This is a genomic window from Microbulbifer mixtoriginis (SeqCode), from assembly GCF_052466715.1.
Genome location: NZ_CP174288.1, coordinates 1,261,851 through 1,277,204 on the forward strand (window position 1 = coordinate 1,261,851; position 15,354 = coordinate 1,277,204).

15 protein-coding genes are annotated in these 15,354 nt (G+C 46.3%); 13 read left to right on the forward strand and 2 right to left on the reverse strand.

What is annotated here, in order from left to right; translation table 11 throughout:
- Window positions 1–23: 23 nt before the first annotated feature.
- Window positions 24–1,625 (forward strand): sodium:solute symporter, encoded by a 1,602-nt coding sequence (locus ACJJH9_RS05665; RefSeq protein WP_444924600.1) that lies wholly within the window; start codon window positions 24–26, stop codon window positions 1,623–1,625.
- 190 nt (window positions 1,626–1,815) lie between these two features.
- Window positions 1,816–3,030, forward strand: coding sequence for a hypothetical protein (locus ACJJH9_RS05670; protein ID WP_444924601.1), 1,215 nt, complete (start codon window positions 1,816–1,818; stop codon window positions 3,028–3,030).
- 41 nt (window positions 3,031–3,071) lie between these two features.
- Here the strand turns inward: ACJJH9_RS05670 and ACJJH9_RS05675 are convergent, their stop codons facing one another.
- Both ACJJH9_RS05675 and ACJJH9_RS05680 read right to left on the reverse strand, forming a co-directional pair.
- The gene (locus ACJJH9_RS05675; RefSeq protein ID WP_444924602.1) at window positions 3,072–3,398 is read right to left on the reverse strand and encodes a hypothetical protein; all 327 of its coding nucleotides are present in this window, start codon (window positions 3,396–3,398) and stop codon (window positions 3,072–3,074) included.
- A 14-nt stretch (window positions 3,399–3,412) separates the two neighbouring features.
- A complete protein-coding gene (locus ACJJH9_RS05680; RefSeq protein WP_444924603.1) occupies window positions 3,413–4,999 on the reverse strand; it encodes a VCBS domain-containing protein in 1,587 nt (528 codons plus the stop codon).
- 304 nt (window positions 5,000–5,303) lie between these two features.
- Here ACJJH9_RS05680 and ACJJH9_RS05685 point away from each other — a divergent pair, with 304 nt between their 5' ends.
- From ACJJH9_RS05685 to ACJJH9_RS05735, 11 genes are all read left to right on the forward strand, one after another.
- On the forward strand, window positions 5,304–5,537 hold the full coding sequence (locus ACJJH9_RS05685; protein ID WP_444924604.1) for a hypothetical protein: 234 nt from the start codon (window positions 5,304–5,306) through the stop codon (window positions 5,535–5,537).
- Window positions 5,488–6,666: a TonB-dependent receptor gene (locus tag ACJJH9_RS05690; RefSeq protein ID WP_444924605.1), complete on the forward strand. Its 1,179-nt coding sequence runs from the start codon at window positions 5,488–5,490 to the stop codon at window positions 6,664–6,666. The genes ACJJH9_RS05685 and ACJJH9_RS05690 overlap by 50 nt, the downstream gene beginning before the upstream one ends.
- An 11-nt stretch (window positions 6,667–6,677) precedes the next feature.
- Entirely contained in the window at window positions 6,678–7,697 is a 1,020-nt protein-coding gene (locus ACJJH9_RS05695) for a sensor histidine kinase (protein ID WP_444924606.1), read from the forward strand.
- Entirely contained in the window at window positions 7,685–8,446 is a 762-nt protein-coding gene (locus tag ACJJH9_RS05700) for a LytR/AlgR family response regulator transcription factor (protein WP_444924607.1), read from the forward strand. The genes ACJJH9_RS05695 and ACJJH9_RS05700 overlap by 13 nt, the downstream gene beginning before the upstream one ends.
- A 122-nt stretch (window positions 8,447–8,568) precedes the next feature.
- Complete coding sequence (locus ACJJH9_RS05705; RefSeq protein WP_444924608.1) at window positions 8,569–9,630, forward strand: Ldh family oxidoreductase; 1,062 nt, start codon at window positions 8,569–8,571, stop codon at window positions 9,628–9,630.
- A gap of 353 nt (window positions 9,631–9,983) precedes the next feature.
- Window positions 9,984–10,337 (forward strand): glutaredoxin family protein, encoded by a 354-nt coding sequence (locus ACJJH9_RS05710; protein WP_444904322.1) that lies wholly within the window; start codon window positions 9,984–9,986, stop codon window positions 10,335–10,337.
- A gap of 12 nt (window positions 10,338–10,349) precedes the next feature.
- Window positions 10,350–11,678: a gluzincin family metallopeptidase gene (locus tag ACJJH9_RS05715; RefSeq protein WP_444924609.1), complete on the forward strand. Its 1,329-nt coding sequence runs from the start codon at window positions 10,350–10,352 to the stop codon at window positions 11,676–11,678.
- A 335-nt stretch (window positions 11,679–12,013) separates the two neighbouring features.
- The gene (locus ACJJH9_RS05720) at window positions 12,014–12,622 is read left to right on the forward strand and encodes a hypothetical protein (RefSeq protein WP_444924610.1); all 609 of its coding nucleotides are present in this window, start codon (window positions 12,014–12,016) and stop codon (window positions 12,620–12,622) included.
- Window positions 12,623–12,645: 23 nt separating this feature from the next.
- A complete protein-coding gene (locus ACJJH9_RS05725) occupies window positions 12,646–13,329 on the forward strand; it encodes an ABC transporter ATP-binding protein (RefSeq protein WP_444888509.1) in 684 nt (227 codons plus the stop codon).
- Entirely contained in the window at window positions 13,317–14,531 is a 1,215-nt protein-coding gene (locus ACJJH9_RS05730) for an ABC transporter permease (protein WP_444924611.1), read from the forward strand. The genes ACJJH9_RS05725 and ACJJH9_RS05730 overlap by 13 nt, the downstream gene beginning before the upstream one ends.
- Window positions 14,524–15,336 (forward strand): outer membrane lipoprotein-sorting protein, encoded by an 813-nt coding sequence (locus tag ACJJH9_RS05735; RefSeq protein ID WP_444924612.1) that lies wholly within the window; start codon window positions 14,524–14,526, stop codon window positions 15,334–15,336. The genes ACJJH9_RS05730 and ACJJH9_RS05735 overlap by 8 nt, the downstream gene beginning before the upstream one ends.
- The last annotated feature ends 18 nt before the right edge of the window (window positions 15,337–15,354 follow it).

The following is a 15,354-nucleotide window of genomic DNA, read 5'->3' on the forward strand; positions in this document are numbered from 1 at the left end:
CCATAAAAAATACGCAGCTAGCGGTGAACGAGGAAGTTATGTCGGTCGATTTTGGTCTCCACCCCATCGATGCGATCATTTTGGTCGTCTATTTCGTTTTCACAATTGGCCTGGGGCTCTATCTCAGTCGTCGCCACGACACCGCTGAAGACTACTTCCTTGCTGGGCGAAAGATGGTTTGGCCGCTGATAGGGCTTTCCCTGTTCGCTTCCAATATCTCCAGCACCACTCTGATTGGTTTGGCCGGCGATGCCTATAGCACTGGCATAGCAGTCTTCAACTATGAGTGGATGGCTGCTGTCATCCTGGTGTTTTTCGCGATTTTTTATCTGCCGACAATACTTCGCTCCCGCATCTACACCATGCCCGAGATGCTGGAGCGGCGCTTTAATCGCACCGCCAGGACTTACTTTTCCGGTCTGACAATTTTCCTGAATATCGTGGTGGATACCGCCGGCAGCCTCTATGCCGGAGGCTTAGTGATGAAGCTGATTTTTCCTGAAATGCCGATGTCAGTGACCATTTCGATTTTGGCGGTGATCGCAGGTATTTACACGATTGCCGGCGGTTTGGCTGCGGTAATTTACACCGATACTATCCAGGCTCTATTACTGATTTTTGGCTCAATTCTGATCAGTATCTTCGCTCTGGATCGCGCTGGTGGCTGGGAGAATGTGGTTTCCCAGGTATCCGCCCATCAATTGAGTTTGATTCGTCCAATCGGAGATCCCAGTGTGCCTTGGCTGGGGTTGGTTACAGGAGTGGCCTTACTGGGGTTCTATTTCTGGTGTACCAACCAATTCATGGTACAGCGGGTGCTGAGCGCCAAAGATATTAACCACGGACGCTGGGGAGCGTTGTTTGCCGGTCTTCTGAAATTGCCGGTGCTGTTTATTATGGTCCTGCCCGGCACTATGGCGATTGTCCTATTCCCCGAGCTAGAACGGGCAGACATGGTTTATCCAACCTTACTATTTGAATTGTTACCTGTGGGCATTTTGGGATTGGTCTTGGCTGGTTTTGTTGCAGCCCTTATGTCTCAGATTGACTCCACGCTGAACTCTGCATCTACATTGGTGACGATGGATTTCGTGCGACAGCGTTTTCCATCTTTGAACCAGCATCAGCTGATGCGCGTGGGGCAACTGGTTACCTTCATTTTTATGGTTCTGGCTGTGCTGTGGGCGCCGCAGATAGAGAATTTTGGTTCTCTGTTCCAATATCTGCAAAAAGTACTTTCCTATGCCGTACCCCCTGTTTTGGCTCTATTCCTAATTGGCTTTTTTTGGCGGGGAGCGACCTCCAAGGGCGCAATGACCACTTTGGTTTTGGGCACTGCCGGAGGAGTAACTCTATTCCTCGCTAATGAGGTGCTGGGTTGGACTAATTTACATTTCCTTTATATAGCGCCAATCCTCTTTGTTTTCTGCTCCATGGTGTTGGTGGCTTCCAGCTTGATAAGCCCGGCAAAGATTAGTGAGGAAGCTAGGCAGTTTGTTTGGTCTCGCAAAGACTTTGATGCGGAAACCGAGGCGCTGCGCAGTGAGCCCCTATGGCGCAATTATCGTGTACTTTCAGTATTACTGCTGATTACTACTGCCCTGGTGGTGGGCAGTTTCTGGTGATTGTTGAGTTTGTGTTCCAATAAATATAACCGATAAAAGCTATTCACTGATTTAAAAGAATCTCACACAGGATGGAACCCCTTAATAAGCAATTAAAGAAGGTGCGAAAAGAGAAAGTACTCAGGTGGTAGAGGTAATGAGGTAACTAACAATGATAGACTGATAGCACAATTAATAAAAGGGTAATGCCATGAGGTATATCTTTACAGTGGTGATCGGGTTTTTTCTTTCTGCCCCAGTTTTAGCAGCTACCAATATATTGGATCTCTATTTTAATACCGCAGATAAAGGCGGAACCTTACGATATGATGAAATATTCTCCTATGGTAAGAGTGGTAATGGCAGTGACTTTGACATGTGTGATAGCTATTCCACCAAGCGTGTGCCGGGAGATAAAATAGCTGCTATTACCAGTTATAGCGGGGATGAGCGCATCAAAGGCTTAAAGCTTGAATATCTATACGCTGATGATGACGAGGTGGGTAAAACGACTGGTTCAGGATTCCGCAAACTCCTCGGAGATATGGAATATATCCAGGGTTGGCGTTTTTATAAGAAACGCGATGGCAATATTTCTCGTATCCGTGTTTACTTAAAAGATATGTCAAATAACTCTACTAGAGAGATAACTTTTGGCAGTAATAATGGTTGGCATAAGTGGCAAGAGTATCAGCTAAGTATTGGTACCCGTTCAGTTGTGGGTTTTGCTGGTACCGCAGGAGATAGCAAGATTTGGAGTATTTACCCTTGTGTGGCTGACCGTTTTGATCTGGTTGAGAGTGGGGTTGAAATACACTGGGATCAAATTGTGGAAACCCCTGAGAATACAAAAACCTTCTTTGGTGAAAGATTGTTAGAGAATTTTTCTAGCGTAACTCAGAGTGATAGTACCGAAGTTTGGTATACGGATGGCAAGAGCGAAACTGATACCTGGACCAATACACTCGGTATCTCGGTGACTGCGGGCGTGAGCTTGACTGAGGGTTACAAGGTTGGAGTGCCGGGTACCGTTGAAAACAGTGGCTCGATCACGTTCAACTTTTCTGAAACTTTTTCAGCCTCAACTACGGTTGGAGAAACTTCGACGGTTAGTAATCAGAGAACCGTTAAGGAAGCGATGCCCGCGAGTGTACCCGCTTATAGCCTACTGGTGGCACATATGATGGTAGAAAATAGCGAGGTTGAAATCCCTTATACCACTACTGTGACTAATCCCCATAACGGTGACGAGTTCAATTTCAATGGTGTGATCAAAGGATCAAGTTATTCTAAATCTCGTAAACGCTGGGATGTGGTGGGCAAAGCTTTCCCAGACCGCTATGAAGTGTATGAAAGTTATGAGTGGATAATTGATTACTATGGCTTGGATAACGCTATGGTAATTGATGATCCCATCCTTGATTAGTATCCTAGTTTTTAAAGTGCCCGCTAAGTAGCGGGCGCTTTTTATTGTGGTGCAGAAGTGGGTATTTGTTCGGATTTATCCCCTCGAAGAATTCTTTCGGTTTCCTTGATTTTAATTCGCCGGCGCTCTTGTTTTTCTCCTCGTATTCTGACTCGTTCACCAGATCTCATGCCATTTTTTTTGATTTCCTTGGCGTCTATAAAATAATACTGCCCTGTGTTTTCATCTTTGATGGAAAAGCGATGATCAATTTTTCCTGTCTTAAAGTTTTCTGATACCTCTTCTTCCAGTACTCCCGTTATAGTTTCCTGGCCAGAGGCGGTGGGAATTAACAGCAAGGCAGAAATTATTGTGAGTAAGTATCTCATTGCTATTTCTCTCTTTAATTTGTATAGCTTACTGAAATGGTGGCGGTATTCATTTCATCACTTCTGGATTTAAACTCTATGGTGACTCCAGCAGCCGAATCTGTGAAGCTGCTGCCAGGCTCTTCAAGAGTGGCCACTTGGTTGGCGGTGTCATCTTTCAGATAATGCACAGTAACGGCCTTATCTTGCTGTGAACGAGGGTTTAGAATGGGGTGGGAAATATGATATTCCACGAAATAGTGATTTTCTCGATTGCTGCTACCGTTACTCTCCACCTTTATAATCTGTGGCATTGTTTCATTTAATTCGCCAGCGGTAAGTTCGATAGCCTGAATTTGAACCTCTGAAGCATTCCCCATACTCTTAGAAACAGATTTGGAATAGCCAGGGAAGCTATTGTACCAACCCATAAAGTCCCTATGAGCGCTGCCAAATAAGCGTGACTGCCAGCTATTGCCCATGAAGGCTGCGGCAGCGCCATATTCACTTTCCCCTCGGTCGCTGGTATCCCCATCGTTGTTGTTATCATTGCCTGCATGGCCTAAACCAATGTTATGACCCAGTTCATGCCCCATAATTAGTTGATCGCTATCTGCAGTAACGATACTCCAGCGGCCATTGACCGCCGCGACCCCTGTACCAACTAACCCGGCATTGTAAGCGGCGGTTGGGAATATAAATACTCGATGGCGCCATGCGTTGAGGTCTACTGGGCGATTATTGGCATCGACAAAATTGCTTTCTACCCAGCGGCTTGCGTTATCTCTCCAAGTATAACCTCCATCGGAATATTGCACATCCTGAGAGCTTGTGGCACGGTTCTGAGCATTTTGAACACTTAAAATCCCTCCGTTTTGATTGTCGGGGATGCTGTATATAAAGCAGTCAATAGAGCTTTCTTCTTTATTGTCCTCACCATAGCAATATTGTGCTAGAGAATTATTGCTGCTGAGATGGCGCTGGAACTTTAGCTGGCCCAGTGAGTTTTCTTTGTAAGTGTTATCGAGGGAGTCGGTAGCGTTGAATGTCATATCCGCAAGCTGGGAGATGCTGACATCATCCGTTACGGCGGCATCGGAAAAATTAACCAATATAAAAACGATACTATTTTGGGTGGCTTCAATCGTTTGGATCGCAAAAGTTATGTTTAGCTGATCTCCGTTACTGAGAGAAAAAACGATAGTATCTTCTACCGAGGCGCCGCTGTTTAAATCGTTGGCATTGTTGTTCAGTTGGTATTCCCAATTGCCGCTGTCATATAGTTTGAAGTCACCATACTTTCCGGCATAAGTCCCAGACTGAAAGGTGGGGCTGGTACTATCGGTATCCTCTAATTGCAGTGTACCCTGGGCATATTCACTAGTTCCTACCACCAATGTACTTAGCGGAGTGCTAGGATTGAATCTGTAGTCGCCAGTATCGGTGTTGCCCCCATCATTATCATTGTTGTTATCGGCATCTGTGCCGGTGTTAGATCCGCCATTTGTTTCATTATTAGGCTGATTATTATCAGAATTATTACTGCCTCCAGAGCCTCCACTACAAGCGGCCAGAATTACGGTTAATGTGAGAGCGCTAAACGTTTTAAGTGGACCAGGCATTGTTCCCCCAATTTATCTCTATAAGGTCATAGCCGGTGTTTAATGAGTTAAAAGATGGACTCCTATCAACTGGTACGGTTCCACCAATTGTGATTTAAAGAGTATTTTTTATTGATTTCGTCGCGGGAAGCTAAAAATTTTCACTTCTTATGTGCCTGTTTTGTGGTTTGGTGAGCACAGGAGGGTTCCTAGAGGAACACTTCTGATGGCCTGAAGTGAGAGACTTTTTGCACTGGGTGACAGAGCGTTTAGATATAGAGCGTTATGGCCCACCGATCACTTTGGTTGCTGTTCAGAATTGATGATGGTGGCCTCATTACTGATCTGTGAATTGGCCAGCTTTATTCGTCACTCGCTGGCCTGCACTAGCCGCTATCCACCATTTATCCCAACCATCTACGGCTTGTCCATCATGGAGACCACTCATCACTTGGGCTGGAGACAACAACTCGTGTTGCTAAATTGCTTCTATCAAGTTGGAGGTGATGATGAAAAGGAATACTTTTTGGCTGCTGTTGATGATGTCTTTGGTGGGTGAACTCAATGCTCAGTCACTTACTCAGCAGTGGGAGTTGGCAATGGCTGTTAGCGCTAAGAATCAATCGAAAAGTGCCATCTTCGATTCTGGGTCAGGTTATGAGCGCCAAGTTAAATTACAAGGTGCGCTGCAGGTATCGGACTGGGAAGGACAGGTTTCCATGCTGCATGAGGCAGGTAGTGGCGCTGGTGAGGAATCAGAACTTGTTGTGGAAGAGTTATTTTGGCAGGGGGATAGCTTCGGGTGGGACCTGCTTGCAGGTAAGCGTCGCCTGGATTTTGGTGTTAGCTACGCTCACAGACCTTTGGATCTATTCCTGCCTATGGAGCGCAACCCGGTATCTCTGCGGGCTGATGAGGGCGTTGCCGTCGTATCAGCCAGCCGCTTCACAGAAAGTGGAGAGCTGAGCCTGATGTTGGTAGATGCTAATGCTAGTCAACTGATTAATGAAGAGCTTCCGAGAGGTTTGGCTGCACGTTGGTACCAGCTGAAAGGTGTGAGTGAATGGCAACTACTCGGTTATCTGGATGATCAGCGAGGCTTAAATATCGGCGCCAGCTGGGTTACGACCTATGGGGAGTCATGGGAATTACATAGCGAAGGCCATTACCAACAGCGTTATCGTCAATGGCTAAAGCCCGCTTCTCCAGGAGCTGGCACTTTACCCCGAGAGGGAGAACAGAGCGATGGCTGGCAGGCTCTGTTGGGCATGACCTGGACCCATACCGCAGGGCATACGATCATCGCTGAATACTGGTTTGATAGCAGGGCGTGGCATACTCGCGATTGGCAAAGGCTTGCAGACAATGCCAGCTGGTACAGTGAACAGGGGGAAGGATGGGATGCTACCAGATATGCTTCTGCTGCAGCTTTTTTAAGCGAAGCACGCAATCGCCATAACCTGATGATGCACTGGAGCTTATCTAATCACAATTACAATCCCAAATTGGATATTTTATATTCCCCTGTCGATAGAGGCATGGTTTTGACTGCTGGTATTAACCATGAAATGAAGGGCGATTGGACTCTGGGTGCATCAGTAAGGTATTTTGGCGGCGCTAAAAAATCGTATTTTACACAATTGCCTAATGAAACCCTTGTTACTTTGACTGCGAACATGAAGATATAAAAGGAATCATGGTGAAGTTGCTCAGTGAATATTTACGTATATTGATTCTTTGTATTGTTGTGGCCCTAATCACTAAACAAGTGTGGGGAGGGAGTTACTCTCTCAACTTTGGTATATCCCTAACCTATGGCTTTGTTGCTTTTTCTACGCGCAAGCTTATGCTCCACCTAAAACCGAACTGGCCACATGTACTCAAGTATGCAGTAACCATTTCGGCAACGACGGTGCTGGGTTCTATTAATGTTTGGTGGTGGGTCTCTGGCTTTGGAGTTTTTCCTGCGGTTAATGCCCTGATTTACTCACTAATTCTGGCAATCTTTTTGACGACTTTACTCTACCAGTTTTATCTTAATCGTGAACAGTCCCACAAGCTGGAGACTGAGCGCAAGGAAGCAGAGTTACTACAGGCCCAGCAACAAAAAACTCTGGTGCAAAGCCAGCTGAAAGTATTACAAAGTCAAATAGAACCTCACTTTCTGTTTAATACACTGGCCAATCTTAAGATGCTGATTAGGCACGATCCACAGAAGGCAGAGCTACTACTGGACAATTTTAGCGATCTCTTGCGCTTTAGTTTGAATAAATCGCGTTCTGACTATGTGTCCCTGAAAGATGAACTTCGCAGTCTTGAAAGCTATTTGGCTATTCAGCAAATCCGACTGGGTGAGCGCTTGCAGTATAGGGTCGAACTGGCAGAAACCGTTAACCCTTCAACGGAAGTTCCGCCCCTATTAATACAGCCATTGGTGGAAAATGCCATTTTCCATGGTATTGAACCTTCACAGAAAGGAGGGCTGGTCTGTCTCAGGGTGGCTACGAAAGCTAGTCAGTGGATCATAGAAGTGGAGGACAGTGGAATTGGGTTGCAGGCTGCAACCAATAAGTCAAAGTCAAACAAGCACAATGGTTTGGCTTTAAATAATATCAAGGAGCGTCTTGCCACTCTATACCAGGAAAAAGGCAAGCTGCAGATAAGTGGTAATCAACTGGGCGGGGTTACCGCTAGATTGGAGTTTCCATGCGCGCAATAATTGCCGATGATGAACCCTTGTTGCGTCATCATCTGGATAAAATGTTGGCTGATGTTTTTCCGGAACTGGTGGTAGTTGGTAAAGCAGCTGATGGTCAGGAGGCATTAACCCTTTGCCAGCAAGAACAGCCTGATGTCATTTTTCTCGATATCCGAATGCCGGGTTTGGACGGTATTGCGGTTGCTGCCGCGCTTAACAAGCTGGAAATCAAACCCGTAGTGGTCTTTATTACTGCCTATGATGAATATGCAGTAAATGCTTTTGAGCAGGAAGCCGTAGATTATTTGTTGAAGCCCATTGATGATGAGCGACTTCAGCTAGCTTGTGAACGTATCAAGAAGCGTCTGGAAAGTAGAGCGGAAGAGCAGGCGCAAGTGAGTCCGAATATTGCGGCTTTATTGCAGCAACTCAATGTCGGTAAGCCGGAATATCTACGCTGGATCAGGGCTAGTAAGGGAGAGGATGTACACCTAATCTCCTGTGATGAAATTTCGGCTTTTGTCGCTGAGGACAAGTACACCACTGTTTACTCAGACCAGGGCCAGCATATTATACGCACACCGCTTAAGGAATTGATGACGCAGTTGGAGCCTGATCTTTTTTGGCAGATACACCGATCAACGATTGTCTGTATTAAGCGAATCGATAAGATTAACCGAGGGCTGACGGGCTCAGCTACGGTAATTATGGATGATGGGCAAAAGTTTTCTGTGAGCCGTAGGGCCGCAGCAATGTTTAAATCTATGTGAATGTTTTTTTTGTTTGTTACATAGAGAGAATAAATTTAAGGTGGTAAGGCGGATTAATTATAACCGGTTTACAGTAAGCGCCGGTTCTTAATTGTCCTAACTAAGAATGACATGGAGTCACGATGCAAGATTATTACTCTTCCACAGAATTAAGAGATTTTGCCAGTGCTTTATTCCAGCGTATGGGGCTCGCTAAGGACAGGGCCGACATAATCGCTAATGTATTCTTGCAGGCAGACTTGCTCGGTTTTACCACCCATGGCTTGCACCGGGTTGTGAGCAATTTAGAGTGGTTACAAAGTGGTGAGTCCAAGCTTAGTGGTGAACCCAAAGTGTTGTCCGATAGGGGTAACTGTTTTAACTGGGATGCACAATTTTTACCTGGTCCCTGGGTGCTTAGCAAAGCCATTGAACAGGCGTTATCACGAGTATCTGAACAGGGTGTCGTTACCGCTATTATTCGCCGCAGCCAGCATATTGCCTGCCTAGCTGCCTATTTACCTCAGGTAATCGAAGCGGGTTATGTGGCGATTCTAACCTGTTCAACTCCGGGAGAAAATACTGTATCGCCTCAAGGGGGAATTGATCCATTGTTCTCTGCGAATCCCCTGGCATTTGCGGCTCCGGCCGGAGATTACCCTCTGTTGTTTGATGTGAGTATGTCTATCACAGCTGGTGCCCATGTGTCACGCGCAAAGCGAGAGGGTAGGAAAATGCCTTCAGCTTGCCTTAAAGATCATAATGGCAAGATTTCCGATGATCCCTCGGCGTTCAAAAATGGTGGCAGTATTTTACCGATTGGTGGTGCTGATCACGGTTACAAGGGGGCGGCACTAAGTGCGATGTTGGAGGTGTTGTCGATGGCACTTGGAGGCTATGGCCGTGACGATGATTCAGCCAAACACGATAAAGAGGCCAACTCGGTTTTCTTACAGATAATTGATCCCCAGGCTTTTGGGGCAAAAGCAGACTTTCTTCGTCAAACCATTGCTTTAAGTAACCTCTGGGAGCAAAACCGTAGTGATAGTGATGAGCCAGTAAGAGTGCCCGGCCAGCGTGCTTGGGCGAATCGAACACGGCAATTGCGTGATGGGGTAGAGTTATATCCCTCTATTATCAAGGATCTTCAGCCCTGGGCTGAAAAATTACAAGTCCCCCTTCCCTCTGTATTAACTAAGAGCTAATTTTTACAGACAAATTCATTCTCTTAGAGTGATCACTTTAGTTACAGCAAAAGCATCAGCTCAACACTACATTAAAGGCGAACCCCTTGGTGCGCCTGATAGTGTGTCGGTGGGGACGTTAAGAGGATGTAATAAAAAAGAGTGGCTCAAGGGCTGATATTTGTAAGGATGTTATGAGTGAGCATGGAAAGTTGATGGTGAACATCTTGCATAATCACCCTAGTGGGTCTTATACATAAAATGCTGAACCACCTAAGTTGGTACATATTGCGGGCTTATCTTCTACTTTCTAAAATTGTTGTTGAGCTGCTAAGAGGTTGTTTGCCTGATTCTTTGATTTATAGGGTCTTTGCATGAGGAATGTGTTGATTTTGGCTGTAGCTCTGTTGATTTTTCAAAAGTGGGATAAGATAGCGCTGTATTTTAATCCGCTTCCGGATTACGCCTCTCTGCGGCCGGGTGAGGTTATTCTCTACGCTACCGAATGGTGTGGCTATTGCCAGAAATCACGTGAATTGATGAGAGAGCACAATATACCATTTTATGAGTATGATATTGAGAAGTCCCAGCAGGGCAGGTCTCAGTATAATCGCCTAGGTGGCAAAGGTGTTCCTGTCTTGCTTATTAATGGAGAGGTAATTCATGGATATAATGCTAAAAAAATATTAAGTGCTTATTCAAAAGCTCAGAGCACAAGCTTTTTGTGATTAAGGTTGAGAATGATAATAAAAAAATCGTTTCGTACAATAGCCCTTGCAATTACTATGGCTGTGGTATGTAGCTGTTTAGGATTCAGCTCTATAGCAGTTGCAAATACTATTAGCACCAAGCTGGAAAAGAAGGGAAATGGTAACTGGTTTGTTACCTTTGTGTCAGAAAAGCCAATAAAGAAGCTCGCCTTTAAAAGCTCTCCGGATAACTCAAGAAGCAAGCGTTGGGTTCCTACTTCTAACGGGTATCAGTTTGAGTTTGTTGATGAGGTAGAGAGTTTAGTGCGTGAGGACGGCAGTGCCTTTACAGAAGCTACTTTTCATCTTACCCCAACTTATACGGCCCTCCCCAAGGAATATGCCCCTTTCTCCCCGTTTTCGGATGGAAGTTATTTATTGCATACGGGGAGATTTTTTGCCTGCGCAGATTCTTGCGAACCTAGCCTAAAGAAGTGGTATTTGACGATTGTTGCTCCCGAGTCTGACAATATTATCCTGCATGGCAGGATCTATCAGGGAAGTATTGAGTGGGCGGCTTTTGATGAAGGCAGCAAGGTCTATATTGGTCATGGAGAACCGATACAGAGTGATCACTTTGTAAGTGTGATCGATGAACTTCTACCAGAGAAGCTGCAACATCAGATGAGCACTCAGTTGCCTGAGTTGATGGATTTCTTTGCTGATAAAATGGGCACACTTGGCTATAGGCCCGCGTTGTTTGCTTCTTTTAGTTCTACAGACGATGGTCGACATGGTCATCAAGGTGGAACTCTGCCAGGCCAGATATTTATGCATTGGTATGGTAAGAAGTCTGTTGTTGAGGCAATTGATGTCGATGAATTGTTTTGGCTTTTTTCCCATGAAGTTGCCCATTTATATCAGAGAGAGGGCGCAGATGTTATAGATACAGCTGACTCCTGGCTTCATGAGGGAGCGGCTGATTATTTTGCCGGTTTGGCGTTCGAGAGTATCCTTTCTAAGGGTTATCTGTCACAGAAGATAAAGCAAGCAGAGCAGAAATGCCTTGCCAGCCTGGGGGAAAATCCGGTTTATCTGGATGCGTCACGTAAGAATCCACGCATTCACTATAATTGCGGTCTTCTGATTATAAATGCGATAGATACATACCTGAAAGAGCAGGGCTCTATTTCCATTTATGAATTATGGAATCTCTATTCTTCTAAGATTTCAACTGAATCACCGGCCGGGGCGGCTCAATTTCTGTTTGCAGCCAAGCCTTATCTACCGTCAGCAATGGTTAAAAATTTAGAAAAATTAAACACCCCTGGCTTCTCTGCTTTAAAATTTATTAGCAAGTTGGTAGCTGACAGTACCTAATAATCAATTTTTCAATACTAAGGTTTTCTTACAGATGGGTGAGTTTGGGCTTACCCTCTCAATATGTTGGACCTAATTTTTATATATGTGTTCGAGCTGATTTGAGAGGTCGCTTAGGGACAATATCAATTAACTGGTTCTGCTGTACCACCTACTAGGAAGTAACTTGCCAAAATAGTTTACGCCTCGCCATTTACCACTTATCTGTGGCTTCTAACTCCATTCAGCCCAAAGATTCCCCGTTTATCCCTCTCCTTCCCCTTTTGTCGCACGATCAAGACCCCCTCCATAACCAGCGCTAATCTGCTCCCAACCTAAACGCAAGGAGAGAAATCATGAAGAAGATTATTGCAGCGGCACTGATTCAACTGGGTATGTCTACTTCCGCTTTTGCCGCAGTGGATGCGCAGTTAGAAGGGCTATATAACAAGGCGGCGCAGCAGGGTGGGGATGCCATTGAAGTTTCTTACGAGGCTTTCAAAGTTGCCCAGCAGCAAGATCCCACAGACCCTGCAGCCCTATTCTACCTGGGTGCCAGTGAGACTCTGATGGCCAAGGAGAGTTGGTTGCCTTGGAAGAAGGTGAGCTATGCAGAAAATGGGATCGCCCGTATGGACAAAGCCCTATTGATGTTGGAGGAGCTTGAAAATCCTGGCCGCTCGGCTAGGGGGGTGCCCCGGGATTTGCTTTTTAAAGGGATTGCGGCCACCACTTTTACCAAGGTACCTGCTTTTTTCAATGCTTTTGATCGAGGATTTGAGCTCTATGGGGAGCTGATGAATGATCCGCGTCTGTCGCACATGCCGGTACAGGCAGTGAGTTGGATCTACTGTGGTGCCCTGGAGGCTGCGGATTTGGGTGAAAAGTCAGATCAGAAAAGTGAGTGGCAGGCAAAGGTCAATATAAGAGGGGCTCAGGCACTTTGTAAGCTGGATACTGAGTAGTAATTGGGATTGGAGAAAGACCGATGTTGCAGCTGACACATATAGAAAAGACCTATACAACAGGTGAAATAAAGCACCAGGCTTTGCGAGATGTCAACTTGGCCATCCGCCCCGGTACTATGGTGGCCCTCTGTGGGCCCTCAGGCTCCGGTAAAAGTACCATGCTAAATATCTGTGGCTTACTGGACCAAGATTATTCCGGTGTGGTGCATTTTGCCGGTGAATTAATGACCAGGGACTACCAGCAGGCAATGAAGATACGTCGCACTCAGATGGGGTTTATTTTTCAGAAATTTAATTTGGTTCCGGTGATGAGTGCCTTTGAAAATGTCGCCTACCCATTACAGCTCAATGGTGTGGATTCTGCAGAGGTTAAACAGCGGGTAATGCAGATGTTGGATTATGTGGGTTTGGCCGAGTTTGCCCGATATCGCCCCGACCGCCTCTCCGGCGGCCAACAACAACGGGTGGCGATAGCTCGAGCACTGGTGCACAAGCCCAAATTGGTGATAGCTGATGAGCCCACCGCTAGCTTGGATAGTGTAACGGCTCAGCAGATTATTGAATTAATGAAATACCTTGGCAGGGAACAGAAAACGGCCTTTATTGTGGCCAGCCACGATGATCGTATGACTCAGCACTGTGACAGAGTGATCAATTTACAAGACGGTGTGATTTTGCAGGAGGAAGCCCCATGCGTCGCTTAAAACTGGCAGTTTTGAATTTATTACGCAACCGCCGCCGCAGTCTTTTGACCGTCGCAATTGTCGCTATTGTAGTGATGGCTCTGATGACTTCAGGGGGCTTTGGTCTATACACTTATAAATCCCTGAAAGAAGGCGCGGCGCGCAGTCAGGGGCATCTGGTGTTTACCCAGCCGGGATATTTCAATAGCGATGAAGAGTATCCATTACAAAATGGCTTGGAAAATGCCGACGAATTGAGAAAGCGCTTATTGACCGATAGCCAGGTTAAGGCGGTACAACCACGTATCTATTTGAATGGCTTGATCTCCAATGGCGATAAGTCGACCATATTTTTGGGGCAGGGGATTTTGCCGAGCGAGTTTCGGGTAAAAGGGCCTTTCTTAAATATGACCGAAGGTGGCATTCTGAGTAAGAATGAAGATCCTACCGATCCGCAGATTATGCTGGCCAAGGATCTGGCCAGAAATCTGAATGTAAAAACCGGGGACTATATCACCCTGATGTCTACGACTGTAGATGGGGCGCTTAACGCACTGGATTTTAAAGTACAGGGTGTTTTTGGAACTGGTGTTCCTGACATGGATAAGCGTCAGGTGTATCTCTCGATAAATTCTGCTCAGTTTATTCTCGATAGTGGAAAGGTCAGCACCATGCACCTGTACGGCTATGAGCTGGAAGACACCGAAGTATTAAAGGCGCGTCTGGCTGAGCAGGCTCCCGAGTTGGAAATTACCACCTGGGAGGATCGCGCCTTCTTTTACCAAGGGGTGAAAAGTCTTTACGACCGAATTTTTGGTCTGATGGGCGTGATCATGGCGATGGTGATTTTTGTTTCTCTCTTCAACACCTTGGCGATGTCGGTTACAGAAAGAACCCGTGAGATCGGCACTCTTTCCGCATTGGGTACGTCCCGCGCCGAATTACTGCTGGGCTTTGTGTTGGAGGCATTGGTGTTGTCCCTGGTAGGAGCGATCGTGGGCATCTTGCTGGCAGCTGCGGTGAGTATGGGTTTGATGGTGTTTGAAGTCACCATGCCGCCCCCTCCCGGTAAAACCGAGAGCTATCCCCTGGTGGTGTATTTCTCAATGAATCTTGCTTGGATGATCTCGTTAGCAGTAGCGGCAATCTGTGTTCTGTCTTCCTTTATGGCAGCGCGCAAAGGTGTAAACAAACCGATAACAGAGGCATTGGTACATGTATAAGTTAGCGAAACTAAAAACTGCTTGGAAAGTTTTGGGCAGCGCTCTGGTAATAGCAATGGCTCCAATGGCATTGGCCAATTCACTCAATACCAATAGCGGGGCCAGCAACGAGATTATCTACACCACGCAGCAAGTGGAGGGCATGCTTGCCAAAGCCGATTTTTACCGTCTGCAAGAAAATTCCGCGCGAGTAGTCACTGAGGTGCAGGTCTACAAAAATGGCGAGCTGGACAGTATGGATAATTACCATGTGTACACCCGCCCACAGCGCAAATCTCTAGTGGTATTCAAAGGCAAGGGAGAGGAGGGCACCAAAATGTTAATGCTGCAGGATAACTATTGGATGCTAATGCCGCGTAGCCGCCGCCCTATACGGATTACACCCATGCAAAAATTGTTGGGGGGGGCATCGGTGGGGGATGTGGCCACACTTACCTGGAGTGAGGATTATCAGGGCGTTTATGCCGGGCAGGAGACATTACAGGATCAGCTGGTAAACCGTTTGAGCCTTACCGCTAAAACCAAAGGGGCCAGTTATCAGCGTATTAACTTGTGGGTGGATAGCAAAAGTAATTTTCCGGTAAAAGCCGAGCTTTACCTGAAATCCGGCAAGTTGGCTAAGGTTGCGCACTTTATCTCTGGGCAAAGAGAGGGGCGGCAGGTAGTGGCGGAAATGCGGCTGCAGGATACGATCAATACTGGCACCGAGACGCGGGTTATTTATGAGAGTGTCCAGGCCCATGATTTGCCGGAAAAGTATTACAACCCGGCTTACCTAAGTCGCCAGTCAACCGCCGAGCTTTAACGAACTTTGCAGCCGCTA